Origin of the sequence: Paenibacillus popilliae ATCC 14706 (assembly GCF_000315235.1) — a bacterium.
Taxonomy (GTDB): Bacteria; Bacillota; Bacilli; order Paenibacillales; family Paenibacillaceae; genus Paenibacillus_B; species Paenibacillus_B popilliae.
This window is the reverse complement of sequence record NZ_BALG01000019.1, coordinates 1-20,461: the sequence shown is the minus strand read 5'-3', so window position 1 is coordinate 20,461 and position 20,461 is coordinate 1. Positions and strand designations below refer to the sequence as shown.

The window sequence follows — 20,461 nt, the reverse complement described above, 5'->3', positions numbered from 1 at the left end:
AAAATCCACGAATGGTATGCCTCCTCTACCTCAACTCAGACTTGCCTTTTATTATACACGAATTCTATGAATGGAACTGCCCTTCTTCTGGAAGAGTGCCCACAATATCGTCATCCTCTTTGCTTTCTCTGCGGTACCAGTGAATGAATATATAGTACAGAATACAACCATACATGACTTCCTGCAGCAGCTTCATCACAATGCCTCCCAGTTGCTGATCCTCCACCGGCGAGAACCAGTTGAAGAATTCAGGGCCGTCAAAAGCGGCCAGCAGCTTGCTCGGATCACCGGTGAGACAGTAGCCCATCGCTTGAATCCACGTTTCCTTGTCCACATAAGTCGAGTATAATGGCTCGTCTGCAAAAATAATAAGCGCACATGCCGGCGTAATAAGGACGCCGTTCAAGAAAATGTAGCCCATCTTTTTGACGTCTGCCAGTATAACCCACTTGGGGAACGGCACGACAATCGTCCACCACATCATCATGGCTGCAACGAACAGTACAATGTCATACACAATATGAATCTCATAATGGGTCATCACATAGTCATGAACCGCCGGCACATGGTAGAACGAGAACAAGGCATTGAACAGCACGGCCATCAGTATCGGGTGCATCAATCCTTTCAACCACCGCAGCGGCTTGCGATCCAGCAGGTAGCTCCATAGCCACGAAGGGATGCCCAATAAGATCAAAGGCGGCACAATAATGTACGTCAGAGCCATCATCAGCATATGGAACGTCAGCATGATATGGCTCATTAAGTTAATCGGACCTCCTTGGGCCAGATATAGCAGTAGCACGCCGCCGATGAACATCAGCTTTTTGGATACGGGAACAGGGTCAGTCTGGGAGAATACTCGTATATACGGGCCCGTAATTCCCAGATAGAGAATGATAACAAGCACCGAAGAGACAAAAAACAACGGACTCCATACATCATACGGGCTAAAATATTTCGTTAATTCCAACAATTTCGTTCATCCCCTTCTCTTGCGGATGCCATCATTTCGCCACATTCTGCTCTATTACGGAAAAAGAGGCGACGCCTGTGCGTCCCCTCTTTCTAAATATCCGTTTCTCCTTACCACCAGACCCAATATACGGCCATAATAATCGCCAGGAATGCGATGAAAGCTCCGCCTATCATAAAGACAATCGGCAGCATATGGCCTTTGTCCTTCATATGCATCCAGTAGGCCATTTGAATGATGACCTGCTGCACAGCCATGACAAGAAGCAGAATGTAGGTGAAGGTTTTGTTCACGACACCGGCAGAAGCTACCATGACAAAGGCGATAAGCGTTAGAACGAGGGAGAAGATAAAAGCAATGATATGCTTTTGCTTTCCTTCATGCTTATGACGGCGATTCGACGAGTTGGATGCCACGTTTTGGCCTGCCATCGCTTACCCCACCTTTCCCATCAAGTAAACAACCGTAAAAATGAATACCCATACGACGTCGATGAAGTGCCAGTAGATAGCCGATACGTAGACTTTAGGCGCCGTAACCAGGTTCAGTCCTTTCTTGAAGAGCTGGCCGATCAGGATGGAGATCCAGACGACGCCGAAGGCAACGTGTGCTCCGTGGAATCCGACCAGCGTATAGAACGACGTACTGAAGGCGCTGGTCGTGAATGTATGACCTTCATGGACGTACGCAACGAACTCGTAAATTTCCAATCCCAAGAAGCAGAAGCCAAGAACAACGGTAACGATCAGCCACATAATTAAAGACTTGATGTCGTTGCGGTGCAGCGCTTGAACCGCGAATACGCTTGTCAAGGAACTCACCAGCAGGATAGCCGTCGCGGCCGCAATCATCGGGAGCTGGAATAGCTCGCTGGCAGCCGGTCCGTCCCCAACCTGATCGCGGAGTGCGAGGAACGTCGCGAACAACGTGCCGAACAACACCGCTTCGCCGCCAAGGAAAAGCCAAAAGCCAATCACTTTATTGCGGCCGTCTAACGTCGCCTTTTCCGGTTCGTGAGGCCATTGGCCGTTAGCGTGGTGCACAGGTGCGCTCATGCTTTTACCCCCTTCTGCTCCAACTCTTCCGGTTCAATATGATAGCCGTGATCGTCTCTGATGGAACGAATGACCATGCAGGCAAAAGTAATCACCAATCCGAAAGCCGCAACAAGATGGTTGTTGAACAAGAAGTTTAATGCTGTATTTTTATAATCGTCCTTGGCGAACATGAATCCGAAGCCGGCGATGAACAGGCCGACGGACATCATGAACGGCAAGATCGAAGGCGAAGGCATATGGATAGAGCCTACCGGTTCGGCCGGCGTCATCTCCCTATGGCCATCCATCTTTTCTTTCCACCAAGCGTCATAGCCGCGTACAAGCGGCGTCTGCTTGAAGTTATACTCCGGCGGCGGTGATGGAATCGTCCACTCTAGCGTACGTCCATCTTCCCAAGGGTCGTTGCCCAGAACCTGCTTCTGGCAGTGCGAGACAACAATATTAGCCAGAAAGAGCAATACCCCAACGCCCATCATCAGCGCCCCGACCGTACTAACGAGGTTCATCGTATCGAAGCCTTGGTTCGGCAAATACGTAAAGACACGACGCTGCATCCCGATTAAGCCGAGGAAATGCTGGATAAAGAACGTCAGTTGGAAGCCAATCCAGAACATCCAGAACGCAGCTTTACCGATGTTCTCGTTCAGCATCCGCCCGAACATCTTCGGCCACCAGTAATGGAAGCCGGCGAACAGGCCAAGAATAAGTCCCCCTACAATTGTGTAGTGGAAGTGAGCCACTACGAAATAGGTATCATGGAACTGGAAGTCGGCCGGCGCTGCGGCGAGCATGACCCCGGTTACCCCGCCCATTACGAACGTAGGGATGAAGCCGATGGCGAACAGGTTGGCGGTAGTGAACGTAATCGAACCGCCCCACAGCGTAAATACCCAGTTAAATATTTTGATCCCTGTCGGAACGGCAATCAGCATCGTCGCTACCGAGAAGAGCGCATTCGCGACGGGTCCGAGACCTACGGTGAACATATGGTGCGCCCAGACCATGAAGCCCAAGAATCCAATGAGCACGGTAGCGAAGACCATGGAGCTGTAACCGAACAGACGCTTGCGAGAGAATGTGCTAACGACATCGGAAATAATCCCAAACGCCGGCAAAATCAGAATGTATACTTCCGGATGACCGAATATCCAGAAGATATGCTGCCACAGAATAACGTTGCCGCCATTCGGCGTATCGAAGAAGTTCCCTCCGAAGAGGCGGTCGAACATGAGCAATACGAGACCTACGGTAACGGCAGGGAAAGCGAACAAAATGAGCGCGGATGTAATAAACACCGTCCAAGTGAACATCGGCATCCGCATGAATGACATGCCCGGCGCACGCATGTTAATAATCGTAGCCAGGAAGTTAATTCCGCCGATCAGCGTTCCGAGACCGGAAATCTGCAGCCCGAGAACATAGAAATCTACCCCGTGGTGAGAGCTGTATTCGGTACTGGACAACGGCACGTAGGAAGTCCAGCCTGCATCAGGCACACCGCCCCCCAGGAGCCAGCTCAGGTTCAGAAGCAGTCCTCCGAAGAAGAACGTCCAGAAGCCGAGCGCGTTCAGAAAGGGGAACGCAACGTCTCGTGCCCCAATCTGCAGCGGCACAATCGCATTCATTAGGGCAAATATCAGTGGCATGGCACCCAGGAAAATCATGGTCGTCCCATGCATCGTAATCAATTCATTGAATAATTGCGCATCCACGAAATCGAAATTCGGTTCAATCAATTGTATACGTATCAAGATGGCCTCAATTCCGCCGATACCGAAGAAAAAGCCTCCGGCAATAAGGTAAAGAATACCTATCTTCTTATGGTCGACCGTCGTCAGCCAATCCATTAAGCCGCGATGACGCTTCCCCGTGTGAGCCAAGGTCGTTCCCCCCCTAGAAGATACATTTCTATTACTTATTGATCTCTTTCAGAGAATCAAGTTTGTATTCCGCCAGATATTTTACAATGCCGTCCAGCTCTTTCAATGACAATACACCCTCGTATTTAGGCATCGTATTCCCTGGCTTCACCTTCTGCGGATTCAGTATCCACTGGCGCAAATGATCTTCAACTACTTGCTGCTCAAGCGGCTCATCAATCGTATCCCGGTTGAGCAAAATGCCGGCGACAGCTTCACGGCTTCCCGTGCCCTTCAAGTTCGGGCCGAGGGAAGGCGCATTATCGATAGCATGGCAGGTCAGGCAGTTCTGCTTGAAGCTCTCGGCGACTTGCCTATCGCCTTCGAACGGCTTCGGCTCTGCCTTCATCTCATTAACCCAAGCGTAAAATGTCTCTTCGCTTACCGATCTGACCTTGAATTCCATCAAGGCGTGGGACTGTCCGCACAACTCCGCGCACTTGCCCCGGTATACCCCAACTTTATTCGCGCTGAAGTACATTTTATTTATGTTGCTCGACGGGTTGGTGTCCACCTTTCCTGCAAGAGCAGGCACCCAGAACGAGTGAAGAACGTCAGCCGTCCGCGACTCGACCGCCACATTTTTCCCTATCGGGATGACGAGATCCTGTGCGGTATGTACGCCCAGTTCAGGGTATTCAAATTCCCACCAGAATTGGTGTGCAGTCACCTTCACCTTGATTGCATCGGGATCTTGGCTGTAATCTTCAGCGAAAGCAAACACGTACTTCACGGTCGGGACTGCCAGAATAATCAAGAGGAGAATCGGAATAACCGTCCAAATAACCTCCATCTTGTGATTGCCTTCTACTTGCTTCGGAATCGAATGGTCACCCGGCCGTCTGCGGAATCGGATGACGACATAAATGGAAAGCGCGAATACGACAACGACTACGAGCGCCATAATCGTAATCGCAATCTTCATCAGACCGAACTGACCCTCTGCTATCGGACCCTGTGGATTAAGAGCGGACAAATCCGCGCGACCACAAGCGCTGAGCAGCAAGACGAGCCCAGCTAACAGAGGAAGGAGTCGCTTCACTGCACGCCACCGTTTCATCATTGATCAACCCCACTTTGTACGTTTTCGCTGATTACCGCAGCTCATAACCCTTCACTTGCCCTTCTGTCTGAAAGTATCAGTATATATTCATATGTATGAATATATATATATATATATTATAATCTAGCTGTGGAATTTCAAGCCTCTCGACACGCTTCAAGTCGCTACGGAAGAAAGGCTTTGACCGTGTCAGATAGCGGCAGCATGCATGGCTTACGCTTACCCAAGGCTATCCAAGCGGTCCTTGGAATCACAAGCAATATCACGGATGTCGCATTTCTGTCAATGAATACAATCACTCATTTAAATATAATTACCATAATTTTATTTGTCAATGTTACGAGAGTAGTTCACAAAAAAATTTATTTTGGCCCGTTATATCAACTAATGTAATCGTTATAAAATAAACTCACTCCAATCGAAATGTATCGAAAACTAGTAGCGGCTGTTACATTTTCCGATTCTCAAACATTGACGGCGATGCTTTTTTGCATACTCATACCCGTTTCGATGCGCACACTGGAGCGGATGGACGATCTGTCCGATGAATTCCTGCATTCGGTGGACGTGGCCATTTGGCGCCATGACCCGAGTATTGCCAAAGTATACACGAGTGCCAATAAGGAGTTGTTCAATTCGGTATCGATTCACGCGTTGAAGAGCGTATCCGGGACGGTGCAGGACATTATCCGGGAAGATCTGTGCCGTTATATGCAGTAAGGGCCGCGCCGTAGGACGCAAAAAAAGCGCTCCGACCTGCCCGGAGCGCTTCATTAATATCTAAGAAATGACGCCGTTATCCTGATTTCCGCACGTCCTGCACGCGGCCGATATACATCCATCTGCCTGCGTCTCTGCCATGACCGCGTGAATTACGATACGCTGGTGTCGATCTTGCCAAGCTCAAGCTCTACAAGATGAGTCAGTTCGTCTTCATAGCCTCCCATAATTCGATACTTCCGGATATACTCCCTCACAAACTTCCGCGGATTCTTCGGACGGAAAATGCGAGTCATCTCCAACAAACTTTCTTTCACTTCGTTGTGACCTTTCGTTGCCATGAAAATTCCCTCCCAAAAGCGTTGTAGAACATGCTCCACAATGGAGTACAGCCTGGACGTATCGCTTCTCTTTCTGGAACTTCGCAACCTTTCTATATTATAACATATTCGAATGCGCAGCAAAAACACACCACGATTGTTCGCCAAGAAATAAATCGGGCACCCTAGCAGTGAACCGCTATTTCGCCTTGAAATGACTCCCGGTTCCTTCGGGGAGAGGCTCTGAAGCATGGCTCTGGTCAACCCTTTGCCATTGGCTGGCAAGCGGTAGGCGAACACGCTATAATGGGATATTAGGAAAGGGGCGTTTATTGCTTGAAGGGATTACGGGGACTTGGATTAGGCACAAACATCGCGTTGTTGACTATTATTTTATTTGTTGTGGAGTTCGTTCGGGGGGCGGTCCTAATTTCATTTATTCCAATTTATGGAAAAAATACATTGCATATCAGCCTGGCCATGATTGGAACCGCCATTACGGCTCACTATGTAACGGATACCATTTTGAAAATGGGGATTGGATATTTGCTTGACCGCTTCTCCTCCCGGCTCATCATCAATGCCGGGCTATTGATATCGTTCGCGGGCATCAGCTTGTTCTATTACGGGTCAAGTAACTGGCTATTCATCGCGGCAGCTGCCCTGTATGGCGTCGGCATCTCACCGGTATGGATCGTGTGCCTGACCAAGGTGAAGGAGGAGAACCGGGCCGCCCAAATGGGCTTCCTCTATATGATCTGGCTTGTTGGGATGGGGGCGGGTCCGGTCTTGCTCAACCTGATTGTGGATAAGCATCCGCAGGCCGCCTTTCTGCTCCTGTTCGCGTTATCAGGTATCGCGTGGGTGCTCAGCTTCTTCATTAGGGGCGGCAGACAGCAATTGGCCGCTGAGGCTCCCGTTCCGTTCAGACAGCAGTGGGATGCCCTGCTGGTGAAGGTGAGGGTGATGAAGCCGCTTCTCCCGGGCATGATCCTGCAGACGCTGGGCGCGAGCATGCTCGTCCCGATTCTGCCGACCTTCGCCGCAGAGGTGCTCTCCTTCTCGAGCCAGCAGTATTCGGTGCTGCTCGTGCTTGGTGGCGGCTTCACCGTGCTCGGGCTTGTCCCGATGGGCAAATGGTCGGACCGCGTCGGCCGCAAGCCGTTCCTTATTATCGGCTTCGGCATCTTCGGCCTGGCGCTCGCCTCGCTGTCCCTGTATCCATCGGTCATCTTCGCTTACGGATTAGCCGTGCTGCTTGGAATATCCTATTCCGCAGTGCTGCCGGCCTGGAACGCGCTGCTGGCACTGTATATCCCGCCGGGGAATAAAGGTCTAGGCTGGAGCCTGCTCTCCACCGTGGAAGGGATCGGCGTGCTGCTCGGTCCCGTTATCGGGGGTATCATCGCGAACGCGACATCCACCGACACGGTCATCTGGATTAGCGCCAGCTTGTTCGCAGTAATTTCCATTATTTATATGCTATTCCCGTCCCGCTGGTTCGCGGAAAGGTAGCATCCGGGCCCATGCCAGCCGGACAACATGCCGGATCCGGATATAATTCCTTGACTGGGGGCATCTATAATAGAGAGCCTGCGCGACGGCGCTGCCTTCGTGGCAGACGGATGCTGAAGAAAAGGAGGTTACGAACCGATGACAAAAGAACAGGAGCATAATCAATATAAGATGAATCCCATGTCCCGCGATCGGGTCGAGGTGGATGGCATATATGCGAATGAATGGGGACGGGAAGAAGTGCTTCACCGCGGCCAGCACTTTCCCTCAGATCCACAATTGGGCTCGTCCGAGTGGGAACTGAAGGAGTTCATGTTCGACAATCACCATGAAGGCCGAACCGATCCCCGACTTGTACCAAAAGCGGAAGAAGAACCGCCAAAGCAGACGCATCCGCGCAAGCATACCGATCGGGGCGATAAATAAGGTTGAAGATGCCGGGGCCTCGGCCCCTCGTCATCTGTTCAGGTTGCATAACCATATTGTGCCCGTATCCATTCGGCCAGTTCCTCTGCCAATTTTTCCGCTCCGAGAAGCCGCCATTCCATATCCGACAGATTGTAATGCTTTATTCTATGGTCGGCTTCGAGAAAAGCGGTCAACCGATTGAGCCTTATTTCTTCCCATGCCAGCTCTGTAAAAACATATAGCTCCATCCCTTCCGTCCCTCGCCGAAATATGAGCCGAAGACCAGCGATCAATTCTCGAAAGGAAGAGGCGGCGACAAATTCAAAAGGCTGCACAAATGAAGAGAAACCGCTTTCACTCCAAGGAAGACAATGAACGCTTCGCAGCCGGAAGCCCAGCCGGTTCACCGCATCAATGACGATGCTCTGCTCCACGCTCGGAATCACTTCAATCCGATCCTCATCCGAAGGCTCCCTCACTTCCCCGGTCTCCATCGCCGTCTGCAGCCAGACGGACGTTTCTCCGATAGTCAAGGGCAAATGGGCCGGAAGCTGGATACGGAAAGGAAGGTCCTTCGTTTCCATCGGCTCCACGCTCACATAGGAACAGACGGGATAACACATCAGCGTACAGGTCCTTGACATGTCGCCCGGAAGGTACGGCTCCGCATAATCGGTCTGCAAAATCAGGTGAATCGCTTCGATCCTTCGGGACAAGGGGCCGCCGCGAAGCTTCACGATGCCGCGCATCTGCTCGCCCGGTGCATAGCGTCCCCGCTCCAGCAAGGTATCAATCTGGCTTCCTCCATACATAGCGCTTGCCAAGAAACGATTGAACATGGACATGCGGCAGCAGCCTCCCTGGACTTCTTATTAAGATCACGATCCATTCGAATTCGATGGCCTATTCGATCTATTCGACAAATCCCTTATTTTTCCTGCCCATTACCAGGAACTTCCTTGCAAAAAGTTCACGCAAACCACCGCTGTTTTGCTATGATAAGAGAATCTTGAACCTCTCATGGCTAAAGCCACGAGATTCTTGGTAGTCCGCTCTACTGAGCAGAATGAGTACATGATGTACCACCAAGCTATCCCCGCAGTTCCTGCGGTTACTGCGAGTATGCAGATAGTAGTCTTTTGCCTTCGGCACGAATATTAGGAAAGGAAATGATATCAGATGGCCAAATCAAAAGTAAGCTCTTTTTTTGAAGAGTTCAAGCAATTCGCCGTTCGGGGCAACGTTATCGATCTCGCCGTCGGGGTGATCATCGGAGGCGCCTTCAATAAAATTGTCACCTCTGTCGTTAACGATCTCGTCATGCCGCCGATCGGCAAGCTGCTGGGCGGCGTGAACTTCAAAGATCTATTCATTCCGCTTGCCCCAGATCAGGTTGTGAATGGACAACCCGTCTCTTCCATGTCGCTTGCTCAAGCGCAAGAAGCCGGGGCTGCCGTCATTGCCTACGGCCAATTCATTAATGTCGTTATCGATTTCCTGATTGTCGCCCTCTGCGTATTCCTCATCGTGAAGGGTACGAATATGCTGCACCGCCGGAAGAAAGCAGAAGAAGCGCCAGTGGAACCGGCAACGAAGGAATGCCCATACTGCTTCTCGGAGATTCCGAAGGAGGCCGTACGCTGCGCTTATTGCACATCCATGCTGGACGAGTCTGGCGCACGCGCCTAGCCGGCCGAATGAAGCAAGGCCTTCTTCTCTGCATGCGTATCACTGCATGTCCGGGAAGAAGGCCTTGCGTCTCTTCATTTGAACGCATCTCAAGTCAAGTCAAGTCCGTTCCCGCTCCGTTACATCGGCCGGTTCGGCTTGCTCATCAATTGTTCGGCAATGGCGTGCAACTTCATGTCCGGGCTGTAGGACTCCTCCCCGATATTCAGCTTCTTGACGCGAATCTCTTCAATATCGCCCTCGCTTGTAACAGGAACAAAAATCAGACTGCCTTCATCCGTACAGCGCACGTTATATCCCATCATCCGGAACATCTCCTCCAATTCCGGCGGCGTCGGCTTCTTCCCTTCTTCCGTCATGACCAGCCCGCGCAGCTTCGCAATCTCTCCCTCTCCACGGTGTACGGCTTCAAAATGAACAATGCATTCCATCTGACTTCCTCCTCTATGCTATTAGTCAAAATATTTGGCCATAATCTCCTCAATACGCTCGCCGAAGCGTCGTTGTCCGTCAAGGTCCATCTCCCGCTCCAGTTCGTACAGTACCGCCTCTTGCAAGAAATGGCTCAGGACGAGGCGCGTCACGGCAGGGTGCTCCGTCAATAGCGCTTTGGTCGCGTGGCCGCTACCCCGCGCGCCAATCAGCGTCTCCCGCCGATCGATGACAAAGGCGAAATGCCGCGACTTACTCTCAACCGTCCCTGACATCGGCCAGATCCGTTCGGTCGTCTGGCCTTCATGCCCGGCGATCGACCACAGCACCTTCACTCCCCGCGCTTCCGCCAGCAGCAGTTCCTCCTGCAGTTCGGCCGCTTCATCGGGCCATACATCGACGATAATCTCCCGCTCCGCCTCATGCAACGTGCGCTTGATCGTATCCGATACGGCCCGCTCCCCTTCGACGCTGTAGAAGGAGCTGCCATCCGCTTCCGCCGCAGGCATATGCTTCTCCACATAGCGCAGCGACGTCTCCAGACGGGTCGCCAGCAGCTTCGTCAGTTCCTTCGCCGACAGGACCGCATAATGCGACGGATCGCCTTTACGGTGAAGGATAACGCCTTGATCGACGAGGCGCTGCAGTGCGGCATAGACGTTGGAACGGGATACCCCCAGCTTTTTGGCGATTTCATATCCGGTCATCGCCCCCTGCTCAGACAAACTTATGACAATCTTTGCGTCCATTTCCGTGAACCCGAGCGCTCGTAAATGCGATACGAGTCCTTCCATCAAGCCAGCCTCCCACTCTACGAATACATCTGTCAGATACCAAGGCTGTTCACCTGGCGTTCCCTGTTGTTATTGTAACTCAAACCGGAGTTATTTTCATCGAATACTGTCGCTATTTGTGGACACGCCATATAAAAAAGAGAACCCTCAGGTTCTCTTCAAGCCATCCCGCGACCGCCTACGCTTATATAAATGGCGTGCCGCAGCGCTCGCACCACTTGGCCTCCGGCTCTGCGGCGGAGTTGCAATTCGGGCAACGGCGAACGGAAGGCTCCTCCGGCTTCTTCGCAACCGGCCTGCCGCTGACGGTCGGCCGACCGGATCGGCTGGACTCATGCGGCGGGCCGGAGAATTCTTCCTTCTGCCTTTTCAGGTGAGATGAGAAGCGGTCCGGATGGTACGTGTAACGAACGTCCGCCTCGCGCTCCTCACCTTCCTCCGGCTGCGGAGTCTGCCACTGGCTGTCGTCTTCCGTGGCGGGGGCCGATTCGGAGACTGCGGACGGAGACTGCGTATAGACGCTCGTCTCCACTTCTTCCTCACCCCATGCCTGGTCCTCTGCGAACAGCTCCTCCGGATCCTCCGGCAGCTTACGGCCACAGGCAGCGCAGTAATTAGACGTTAGCGGCGCCACTTCTCCGCATTCGCACCTCTTCTCATGGTGCAGCTCGCTCACCTTCCATTCCAGTCGCTTGATCTCTCCTTCCAGCACCAGGTTGGCGTCTCCAAGTGCCATAATCTCATCTTCCGCTAGCGTCAAATCCTTCTTTTTATAGGCATCATATACCCATTCGCCGATGAGATACACATTCTGCTCGATCTCTTTGCGCTGGGCCGCAATCTGTGATTGCAGACGATTGATTTCAATGACATTTTTCGCCTTCTCCGATGCTTTGGCGGCGCCTTCCTTTAACTTTTGCAATATTCGATTCATAAGCAATCCCTCCCCTTTCCATGCCCGCCGTTGAACATGGCCCCTTAACCCTATACACAAGACGGCACAGGCCGAAACAGACCCTTCACACAATCGGAGGAATGCTCCCTCCGTTTCTTCCATAGCGGGCATGCCATTCGTTGTCATACCGAGCCTGTTCCAGAATCAAGCCTCTTGTTCAACGTATGCGCATCTAACACAGAACATGTACAACAACTGCTTCACAAATCGAGTACCCCCGCAAGCCTGCGGCCTCCGCAGCTCCACTCCGAAGCAGATGAGCAATGATTGCCAGATGGGCGTGCTTTGATATCCTGCTCTCGAATCCGTTACAATAGAAGAAGCATACGGGCATATCCGGTAATCCATTTGCCGATGTCTCTTGCATACTACGCAATTACACGAGGAGATTCGTATGTCACAGACCGATATCATTATGGAGCAGTACGAAGAAGTGAAGCAGCTGCCGACATTGTATCAATTGGCTTTGGAAGAGTTGGAGACCAAGATCAAGGTCATCCAAACGGAGTGGAAACTTCGCAACGGCTATGAGCCTATCGAGCATATTAAGACACGTCTCAAGGAACCAGGCAGCATTTTCAATAAGCTGCAGCGCAAAGGCCTTCCGCTCACCCTCGATTGGATTGTGAATAAGATCTATGACGTGGCTGGAATGCGGATCGTATGCGCATTCGTCAAAGACATCTACCTGATACTCGATCATTTGAAGACCCGGGACGATATCCGCATTACGGAAATCAAGGACTATATCGCCAATCCGAAGGCGAACGGCTATCAAAGCCTTCATATTATTGTTCAGGTACCGCTTGTCCTGTTCGAGGATACGCGGTGGATATTTGTAGAGATACAGTTGCGGACGCTGGCCATGGATTTCTGGGCAAGCCTAGAGCACATCATTTATTATAAATTCGAGCAGCAGGTACCTTCTCATGTCATAAAGGAATTGACGGAAGCCGCCCGAGCCGTAGATGAGCTGGATCGGAAAATGCTTGATTTGCGAAAAGAGATATTGTCTTACAATCACGAAGACTGGCACAAAGGAATTGAGAAGGGTCTGTCTCTGCGCGACATTGCGTCAGCGCCATAGAATGCGTGAATCATGCGTTCCTATTCTCCCGCTTCGGAGTCCGGAAGCTTTGGCAGCATTGTACTCCTCTAAGGCATCGGCCATCCAGCATAAAAAGCGGGCGGCTGATGCACCTTATCAAATGACGCCGCGAAAGCGGCATGGTCAGACAGACCTTCAGGGCCGTCTACCTTGTCGCGCCGCGTCCACCATACTCGGGAAGGTAAAGGAGGCCTTGCATATGCCAAAGCCGGATAACCGCGCGGACAATGCAGCGCATATTCAGAATGCAATCGACAATACCGTAGAGAACCTGCGGGAGAGCGAGCAGTATTTGTCGGAGCATGCAGACGAAATAAGCGAAGGCGAGCAAGCGCAACTGAAGGCGAAAAACGAACGCCGCAGCCACAGCATCGAATCGCTGGCGGATGAGCGGCGCGATGAGCAGCCGTACGCCAAAGGGTAATCCGCACGCATAGAGAACCGGGGAAGGGAAGCTTCCTCCGGTTCTACCATTCGGGATTCGAGAATCAGAAGAACCGGTTTTTTTCTAAAGGTTGCACTTCGGTTTCGAATCGCAATAAGTGCTATTGCAAAAATTGCTCCAATGTCGGTCCTTCACTATATATCGCTTCGGCGGCTTCCTTCCCGACATAGCGAATATGCCATGGCTCGTATACATAGCCGGTAATCGATTCGCCATCCTTCGGATAGCGGATGATGAAGCCATATTCATGAGCGTGCTCCGCAAGCCATTTTCCTTCTTCCGAATCGCCGAATACCTCTTCCAACACATTGCCTACGCTTGGACTGGATACGTCAATCGCCAACCCAGTCTGGTGTTCGCTCGTCCCCGGGACGGCACTGACGCGGGAAGCGTACTCTTTTCCTTGTGTCTCGACATAATGATTGAACAGCGATTGCTGACGCTGGTACGAGCGGTAGCCCGAGACGGCGTTCAGCGTGATGCCATCCTGCTCCGCTCCGGCGAACAGCGCTTCCAGCGCTTCGGCCGCTTCCTTACGCATATGACGCTTCTCATGCGGCTCATCGAACGAGAACTTGACATTAGGCTCTACCAAATCTGGTGGCTCATACCCATCGGGCAAATATCGCTGCTTATTTACGACAACCATAATTGATTCTTCATTCGTTACGACGGCTCGTCCGTCTACTTCCTGTACCGTATTCGCCAAGGCGAATTCCGACTTCATCCGTGCAATGGTGTCGACGGCTCCTTCGTTACCCGTACCGATCCCGTGATCCGCTGAATTATCAGGATCGGGAGATGGCGTCAGGGCTGGATCAACCTCAGTCTGGCCAGATTGCGGCGTTCCTCCCTGACTGCTGCTCGATGTCTGGCAACCGCTAAGCAAAAGGGCTACACCCAATGTTGCGCTTAGACACCGGACTGCCATACGGTTCTGGTTCATTCGAGTATCCCCTCTCTCCATCTTGACTCGCAGCTTGCTGCTAGATTGAGAGTCTATTATATCGCATTCTATCAGCGATTTCGAATCGTAAGAGATTACCGCTTTCCCTAAATAGACAGTCACACTTCTCCGGTTCCGTCGATATGCTATAGTACGATCGCATACGGAAGGAGCCGCCATGCAATCCATTTGGACAGCCCGCCCATAGGCGGTACCTGCAACGGAATCAGTATTGCCGCATTGAACCGCAGTCACAATCCCGGCCGCCACTTTCTTGGTCAAGGAGGTGATACCAGATGAAGCAAAGACATCCGGTCATTGGAATTTTCACATATCGCAAGGGCACCCGGTTCATGGAATCCTTCGTATTCCGCCAATGGGTGGAGATCGGCAGGAAGCTGGGGGCCAATGTGTACGTATTCAATGAATCAGACATCCGCTTCCGTCAAAAGCAGATTCGCGGGTTCAAGTTCACCCGTTCCGGCTGGACCGCCGCGATGGAGCCTTGGCCCGACATCGTCATCGATCGGAGACGCAGCAATTGGAACACCGCCTGCCGCATCATGCGGAACCGTTCGCTTTTCCCCTATGCCAACGATAAATTCGTGCTCAAGTCCAAAGCGTTAGAAATGTTCTCCGCGGATGAAAGAACCGCCCGCTGGCTTCCGAAGACATTGCCTTATTCCGAACGGAATCTGAGAAGCATGCTGGCCCACTACCCGCTTATCTATGCGAAGCCGGGCAATGGAACCGGCGGGATGGGCGTCGTCCGCATCCAGGCGAAGCCGGGCAGGTATGAAGTATGGGGACGGAAACGAAGCTTCGGGCTGCGCAATGTCCGGCTCCACCATCGGGGCCAGGTCATTCGCTGGCTCGTGCATTGGACCCGGTCGCAGCGAATTGGCAACGGCCCATTCGTCCTTCAGCAGGGCATTGATACAGAGCTGCTGCCCGAAAGAACCGCCGATGCCCGCGTCCTTCATCAAAAAAATGGAGAAGGCGAATGGGTGACGACAGGAATGGCTATCCGCGTCAGCACGCCGCGCAGCCCGAATTCCAATCTGACGGGTCAACGGGGCAGTGCAGCACTGCGGTTCCTTCCGTTCATGGAGAAGCACTTCGGGCCAGTGCAGGCGAAGGCCATTGAGGAGGAATGCCGCTGTCTGGCGCAGCGCTTGAGCGAGGTGATCGAAGACAAGATCGGCTCCCTGTTCGAGCTCGGGATCGACCTGGCCGTCGATAAGGAAGGCAAGATATGGCTGCTGGAGGTCAATCCGAAGCCGAGCCGGGATCTGTTCCGCAAGATTGGCGATAAGGAAGCATACCAGAATGCATTGACGTACCCAATCGCCTATGCAATGTATTTGGCGCGGCAGCGATATGGGAAGGCAGAGCACAAGATTGTCCAAATTCATAATCAACACCAGGAAGAGACAGCCGTCTTGGAACAGGGGGAAAAACTAGGAAAACAGCAATCAGAGCAACATCAATAGCAATAGCAGACGCTGAAGCAAAGGAGGAGCAGGAACGCCTTCTTCGGGTCAACGGGTCCAGCCCGAGTTCGGAACGTGAAGAGGCTCGCCCATTCTCGCACCGCACCGCCGATGCCCCGGCCTCCTGATTCAGTATAAGCACCCGCCAGGCCTAACCGGCTTGGCGGGTGCTTCATTGGGGCCTCATCGCCCGCTACGTGGAGCAGCATGATAACGAGGATTTGTCGCTACGGGATATGGCCCGGCGGTTCTAATTCAGCCGCGAATACATTTCCCGCAAGTTCAAGCAGCAGTTCGGCATTAATTTGTCCGATTACTTGGACAGGCATTCGCATCGAGAAGGCGAAGCGGCTCCTGCTGAACCCCCATCTCCGCATCACCCAGGTCGGAGAGATGGTCGGCTATCAGGATGAGAAATATTTGACGGATATTATCGTTATCGATGTGAATCTGTTACTATAGTGGAGAATGACATTCCTTTATGCAGGGAAAGGTACGATTCGAAATGAGCGAAAAGGAAAGCCTCGGACGAGGCCGAGCGGCGAGTGTCGATCCGTCCTTGAAATGATTCGTCTTCCAGTCGTGGGCGTCGAAGTCACTGATGGATTTCGCGCAGCAGGATATAAAGCGCTATCAAACTGAACCCTTCCAAGGTTGCGGTTCTGGAGCTCCTCCATCAATAAAGGCCCTAGCCCGATTCAACAGATTGGCGGCAGAGTGCTGCTCGCCAGCTTATGGAGGTGCTCCCTGCCGAGGAGCAGGAGTGGCTGACCTCGCTCTTGAAGAAGCTGGGCCGGCATATCCCCCAAGTGACTACGTATCATTAGCCCTTAGACGGATCTGGGGCTGCTTTACTTGCACGCTTCTGACCGGATGAGCTCCGCAGCGATTTGCCTGCGCGACGACCGGCTTATGGGCTTGTCCCTTTTTTGTCACATCCAGAACGCGGTTGAATCCAGTACAATAGATCAATGCGGCATCCCTGCTTGATGCATGTCGGTGTCTTTACCGCCTTGCGGCTGCCGCATCATCCAGACACATCCTTATGTGGAGAATTATTGTCTTCAACAAATATAGGGTATTGAAGGAGGATATAAACGCAATGACTATGAACACGATGGCCCAAGAGCGGTATGAAGCCTGGCTGAACGATGCGTCGATCGATGCGTCGACCAAGGAAGAGCTCGCCGCAATGGCGGGCAATGAACAGGAGATTACCGATCGCTTCTACAGAGAGCTGGAATTCGGCACCGGAGGTCTGCGCGGCGTCATCGGCGCCGGCAGCAACCGGATGAACGTATATACGGTCGGCAAAGCGACTCAGGGATTGGCCCAATATTTGAAGGACGCTTCCACTTCTCCGTCGGTGGCGATCGCGTATGATTCCCGCCATTTCTCCCCAGAATTCGCGCTGGAGGCCGCCCTCGTCCTCGCCGGCAACGGGATCAAGGCCTATATCTTTCCGGAGCTGCGTCCGACGCCCGAACTCTCCTTCGCCGTGCGCCATCTGCAAGCAAGCGCCGGCATCGTCATTACCGCCAGCCATAACCCGCCGGAATACAACGGCTACAAAGTCTATGGCAGCGACGGCGGGCAAATTACGAAAGACACGGCTGGCCGCGTCATCGCCGAGATTCGCGGCATTCACAGCTTCGCCGACATCCGCAGGGCGGATCGGGAGGAAGCAGAAGCGGCAGGGCTGATTGTCTGGCTCGACTCGGCTATGGACGATGCCTATATATCGGCTGTCTCTGCCGTCAGCCGAAATCCGGAGACGATTCGTCAGACAAGCGATCAATTCCGCGTGCTGTACACCCCGCTGCACGGAACGGGCAACAAGCCTGTGCGCGCCGTGCTGGATCGCCTCGGCTTTCAGCAAGTGCGCGTCGTCTCGGAGCAGGAGCTGCCGGATCCGAATTTCTCGACGGTCAAATCGCCGAATCCGGAGGAACGCGACGCTTTCTCCATCGCGATCGCGCAGGCGCACGAATGGGATGCGGACATTATTATGGGAACGGATCCGGATGCGGATCGGATGGGTACAGTCGTGAAGAACACACAGGGCGAGTACGTCGTCCTGACCGGCAACCAGTCCGGCGCCCTGATGGTCCACTATTTGCTGGACGCCATGAAGGCGCAAGGCACGCTGCCAGCTAACGGAGCTGTCATCAAGACCATCGTGACGAGTGAGCTGGGTGCGGCCATTGCCAAGTCATACGGCATGACGGTCTTCAATACGCTGACCGGATTCAAATATATCGGTGAGAAAATGACCGAATTCGACCGGACAGGCGCGCACACATTCCTGTTCGGGTATGAAGAGAGCTACGGCTATCTCGCAGGCAATTACGCGCGCGACAAAGACGCCGTCATCGCCGCCATGCTGATCTGCGAGGCGGGCGCCTACTATAAGGCGCAGGGAAAGACCTTGTACGAAGTGCTGCAAGGGCTGTACGAGCAGCACGGTTACTATTTGGAGGCGCTGGAGACGCGCACGCTTAAGGGAGTCGAGGGCGTGGCTATCATCGGCGGCATCATGGATGAATGGCGGGTAGCGGCGCCGTCCTCTGCGGGTGGAACCGCCGTGGCCCGCACGGAAGACTATGCCGAAGGCCTGTATGGGCTGCCGAAGGAGAATGTGCTCAAGTTCCATCTGGAAGACGGCAGTTGGTTCTGCCTGCGTCCTTCCGGGACGGAGCCGAAGATTAAGATGTACTTCGCCGTGCAGGGCACGTCGGCCACCGATGCCCAGCAGCGCCTGACGGCGCTCCGCCAGGACGTGATGGCGCGGATCGACGCCTTCATCGCATCGAAGCAAACCTAGCCGCGACTGGCCCACTGCTGCACCCGGCATCACTGCGGGCCCTCCCGTTCGCGGCTTCAAGCAAGCGCCGCCCCGTCCATACTGAGGGTTAGACAGAATCACCGAAATCGATGCAGGCTGCTAGTCAGGCCTGGAAGGAAGGAGCTCGTAATCATGCAGCAAGAAACGTTAGACTTATTCCGCACCTTGACTGAATTCCCGTCTGCCCCCGGCTTTGAACGGGAGCTTCGCGCCCTGGTGAAGCATGAATTGTCCAAATATACGGATGAATTTGTCCACGATGCCCTTGGTAGCGTGTTCGGGGTTATACGCGGGGACGAGCAAGGACCGTGTGTCATGGTGGCCGGGCATCTGGATGAGGTCGGCTTCATTACGACCCAGATTACGGCGAACGGCATGATTAAGTTCCAGCCGCTCGGCGGATGGTGGGGACAAGTCGTTCTCGCCCAGCAAGTCGAGATCATTACGCCGAACGGGCCAATCCCTGGCGTCATCGGATCGATTCCGAAGCATCTGCTGGATGAAGCGACGGCCAACAAGCCGGTCGACGTGAAGCATATGTATATCGATGTCGGCGCCGACAGCCGCGAGGAGGCCGAGAAGGCGGGTATCCGTCCGGGACTTCAGATCGTGCCGGTCTGCCTGTTCACGCCACTGCTCAATCCGAAGAAAATCATGGCCAAGGCATGGGATAACCGCTATGGCGTCGGGCTGGCGATCGAGCTGATGAAGGAGCTGCACCGCGAGCAATTCACCCTGCCGAACATCCTCTATTGCGGAGCGACCGTGCAGGAAGAGGTCGGCCTTCGCGGCGCGCGCACTGCGGCGAATCTCATTCAGCCGGATATTTTCTATGCGCTCGACTGTAGCGCCGCCAACGATATGACCGGCGACCCGAACTCCTTCGGCCAGCTTGGCAAGGGCGCGCTACTCCGCATCTATGACCCGACGATGATTACGCATCGCGGCCTGCTTGAATTCGTACAGGATATCGCGGATACTCACCGCATTCCGTATCAATATTTCGTGTCTCCGGGCGGCACTGATGCCGGACAGGTTCACCTGAGCGGTACAGGCGTTCCTGCGACCGTCATCGGCGTGTGTGGGCGCTACATCCATACGCCGGCTTCGATCGTTCACACCGACGATATCGATGCGGCGAAGGAACTGCTTGTCCAGCTCGTGAAGCATACGGACCGCACCGCCTATCAGACAATTGTCGAGCGCTCTTAGCGTCTGCGGCGAACGTAGAAGAGCGTGCTCCCGACCCTGCCCGGGCCGGACGAGCACGCTCTTTTGTTCGTTCTGGCGGCGGTTGGGCCCGGTACCCGGTCTGCGGCTCCGGAGATGTCCCGCGATTTTTAGCCAACCCAATCCCGGTATACTTTTTGAGAACATGGCAGCGAAACGACAAAAAACGCAAGCCGGTGAGGGCTTGCGTTGCTGTTTATCGAAAATGGCGCTCGTTTTTACAGCATTTCCTTGCGGAGCTGTTCAGGCGATTTCGGCGACAGAAGGCCGAATGGAATGTCGAATACGATGTAAGGTTAAGATTCATTCGGATATTAGCTGTAAATACTGTGTTTTGTACAACAAGTAATCGATAAGTTCAGATCATTTCAGTTATAAATATGGTCACGAATATGGTCACGAGTAGGATTAACAAGAGCCCCAGGACTACTCCTGAGGCTTGTCTTTTTGTGTATGACGGATTGTCAAGCCAAGTGCGACAGTTCTTCTGAGAAGGATTCGTGAGCAGTCTTCCAGCCCAAACATTTTCGTGGTCGTTGATTGAT

20 protein-coding genes and 1 pseudogene are annotated in these 20,461 nt (G+C 53.2%); 10 read left to right on the top strand and 11 right to left on the bottom strand.

Annotation, left to right across the window (positions count from 1 at the left end):
* Positions 1 to 64: 64 nt before the first annotated feature.
* The 5 genes from ctaG to coxB form a co-directional block, all read right to left on the bottom strand.
* Complete coding sequence (gene ctaG / locus PPOP_RS01765) at positions 65 to 976, bottom strand: cytochrome c oxidase assembly factor CtaG (RefSeq protein ID WP_042227014.1); 912 nt, start codon at positions 974 to 976, stop codon at positions 65 to 67.
* A 110-nt stretch (positions 977 to 1,086) separates the two neighbouring features.
* Positions 1,087 to 1,407: a cytochrome C oxidase subunit IV family protein gene (locus tag PPOP_RS01760; protein WP_006284298.1), complete on the bottom strand. Its 321-nt coding sequence runs from the start codon at positions 1,405 to 1,407 to the stop codon at positions 1,087 to 1,089.
* 3 nt (positions 1,408 to 1,410) lie between these two features.
* Complete coding sequence (locus PPOP_RS01755) at positions 1,411 to 2,031, bottom strand: cytochrome (ubi)quinol oxidase subunit III (RefSeq protein ID WP_006284297.1); 621 nt, start codon at positions 2,029 to 2,031, stop codon at positions 1,411 to 1,413.
* A complete protein-coding gene (ctaD, locus tag PPOP_RS01750; RefSeq protein ID WP_006284296.1) occupies positions 2,028 to 3,881 on the bottom strand; it encodes a cytochrome c oxidase subunit I in 1,854 nt (617 codons plus the stop codon). Before ctaD ends, PPOP_RS01755 begins: the two co-directional genes overlap by 4 nt.
* 64 nt (positions 3,882 to 3,945) lie before the next feature.
* Positions 3,946 to 5,016 carry a cytochrome c oxidase subunit II gene (gene coxB / locus PPOP_RS01745; RefSeq protein WP_042227012.1) on the bottom strand — a complete coding sequence of 357 codons (1,071 nt, stop codon included), beginning with the start codon at positions 5,014 to 5,016 and terminating at the stop codon, positions 3,946 to 3,948.
* A gap of 510 nt (positions 5,017 to 5,526) precedes the next feature.
* On the opposite strand from coxB, the gene PPOP_RS01740 reads away from it, so the two are divergent.
* Positions 5,527 to 5,736 carry a hypothetical protein gene (locus PPOP_RS01740; protein WP_006284294.1) on the top strand — a complete coding sequence of 70 codons (210 nt, stop codon included), beginning with the start codon at positions 5,527 to 5,529 and terminating at the stop codon, positions 5,734 to 5,736.
* A gap of 152 nt (positions 5,737 to 5,888) precedes the next feature.
* Here the strand turns inward: PPOP_RS01740 and PPOP_RS01735 are convergent, their stop codons facing one another.
* Entirely contained in the window at positions 5,889 to 6,077 is a 189-nt protein-coding gene (locus PPOP_RS01735; RefSeq protein WP_006284293.1) for a hypothetical protein, read from the bottom strand.
* Between the two features lie 315 nt (positions 6,078 to 6,392).
* On the opposite strand from PPOP_RS01735, the gene PPOP_RS01730 reads away from it, so the two are divergent.
* Positions 6,393 to 7,571, top strand: coding sequence for an MFS transporter (locus tag PPOP_RS01730; protein ID WP_042227006.1), 1,179 nt, complete (start codon positions 6,393 to 6,395; stop codon positions 7,569 to 7,571).
* Positions 7,572 to 7,709: 138 nt separating this feature from the next.
* The gene (locus tag PPOP_RS01725; protein ID WP_006284291.1) at positions 7,710 to 7,997 is read left to right on the top strand and encodes a hypothetical protein; all 288 of its coding nucleotides are present in this window, start codon (positions 7,710 to 7,712) and stop codon (positions 7,995 to 7,997) included.
* 38 nt (positions 7,998 to 8,035) lie between these two features.
* Here the strand turns inward: PPOP_RS01725 and PPOP_RS01720 are convergent, their stop codons facing one another.
* Positions 8,036 to 8,824, bottom strand: a complete 789-nt coding sequence (locus PPOP_RS01720; protein ID WP_006284290.1) for a sporulation protein — start codon at positions 8,822 to 8,824, stop codon at positions 8,036 to 8,038.
* A 334-nt stretch (positions 8,825 to 9,158) separates the two neighbouring features.
* Between PPOP_RS01720 and mscL the strand changes: the two genes are divergently transcribed.
* Positions 9,159 to 9,668: a large conductance mechanosensitive channel protein MscL gene (mscL, locus tag PPOP_RS01715; protein WP_006284289.1), complete on the top strand. Its 510-nt coding sequence runs from the start codon at positions 9,159 to 9,161 to the stop codon at positions 9,666 to 9,668.
* Positions 9,669 to 9,787: 119 nt separating this feature from the next.
* On the opposite strand, the gene PPOP_RS01710 is transcribed toward mscL, so the two are convergent.
* The 3 genes from PPOP_RS01710 to PPOP_RS01700 all read right to left on the bottom strand — a co-directional run bounded on the left by PPOP_RS01710 (position 9,788) and on the right by PPOP_RS01700 (position 11,828).
* A complete protein-coding gene (locus PPOP_RS01710; RefSeq protein WP_006284288.1) occupies positions 9,788 to 10,099 on the bottom strand; it encodes a hypothetical protein in 312 nt (103 codons plus the stop codon).
* Between the two features lie 21 nt (positions 10,100 to 10,120).
* Positions 10,121 to 10,894, bottom strand: a complete 774-nt coding sequence (locus PPOP_RS01705) for a TrmB family transcriptional regulator (RefSeq protein WP_006284287.1) — start codon at positions 10,892 to 10,894, stop codon at positions 10,121 to 10,123.
* Between the two features lie 184 nt (positions 10,895 to 11,078).
* Positions 11,079 to 11,828, bottom strand: a complete 750-nt coding sequence (locus tag PPOP_RS01700) for a zinc ribbon domain-containing protein (protein ID WP_006284286.1) — start codon at positions 11,826 to 11,828, stop codon at positions 11,079 to 11,081.
* A gap of 415 nt (positions 11,829 to 12,243) precedes the next feature.
* On the opposite strand from PPOP_RS01700, the gene PPOP_RS01695 reads away from it, so the two are divergent.
* Both PPOP_RS01695 and tlp read left to right on the top strand, forming a co-directional pair.
* Positions 12,244 to 12,936 carry a GTP pyrophosphokinase gene (locus PPOP_RS01695; RefSeq protein WP_006284285.1) on the top strand — a complete coding sequence of 231 codons (693 nt, stop codon included), beginning with the start codon at positions 12,244 to 12,246 and terminating at the stop codon, positions 12,934 to 12,936.
* Positions 12,937 to 13,156: 220 nt separating this feature from the next.
* Entirely contained in the window at positions 13,157 to 13,381 is a 225-nt protein-coding gene (gene tlp, locus PPOP_RS01690) for a small acid-soluble spore protein Tlp (RefSeq protein WP_006284284.1), read from the top strand.
* Between the two features lie 121 nt (positions 13,382 to 13,502).
* Here the strand turns inward: tlp and PPOP_RS01685 are convergent, their stop codons facing one another.
* Positions 13,503 to 14,348, bottom strand: a complete 846-nt coding sequence (locus PPOP_RS01685; protein ID WP_042227000.1) for a M15 family metallopeptidase — start codon at positions 14,346 to 14,348, stop codon at positions 13,503 to 13,505.
* A gap of 296 nt (positions 14,349 to 14,644) precedes the next feature.
* Here PPOP_RS01685 and PPOP_RS01680 point away from each other — a divergent pair, with 296 nt between their 5' ends.
* From PPOP_RS01680 to PPOP_RS01665, 4 genes and pseudogenes are all read left to right on the top strand, one after another.
* Positions 14,645 to 15,841 carry a YheC/YheD family endospore coat-associated protein gene (locus PPOP_RS01680; RefSeq protein ID WP_006284282.1) on the top strand — a complete coding sequence of 399 codons (1,197 nt, stop codon included), beginning with the start codon at positions 14,645 to 14,647 and terminating at the stop codon, positions 15,839 to 15,841.
* 185 nt (positions 15,842 to 16,026) lie between these two features.
* Positions 16,027 to 16,303, top strand: a pseudogene (locus tag PPOP_RS01675) (helix-turn-helix transcriptional regulator); the annotation flags it as partial.
* Positions 16,304 to 16,943: 640 nt separating this feature from the next.
* Positions 16,944 to 18,665 carry a phospho-sugar mutase gene (locus tag PPOP_RS01670; protein WP_006284281.1) on the top strand — a complete coding sequence of 574 codons (1,722 nt, stop codon included), beginning with the start codon at positions 16,944 to 16,946 and terminating at the stop codon, positions 18,663 to 18,665.
* A gap of 153 nt (positions 18,666 to 18,818) precedes the next feature.
* Positions 18,819 to 19,898 carry a M42 family metallopeptidase gene (locus PPOP_RS01665; RefSeq protein WP_006284280.1) on the top strand — a complete coding sequence of 360 codons (1,080 nt, stop codon included), beginning with the start codon at positions 18,819 to 18,821 and terminating at the stop codon, positions 19,896 to 19,898.
* Positions 19,899 to 20,461 lie beyond the last annotated feature (563 nt).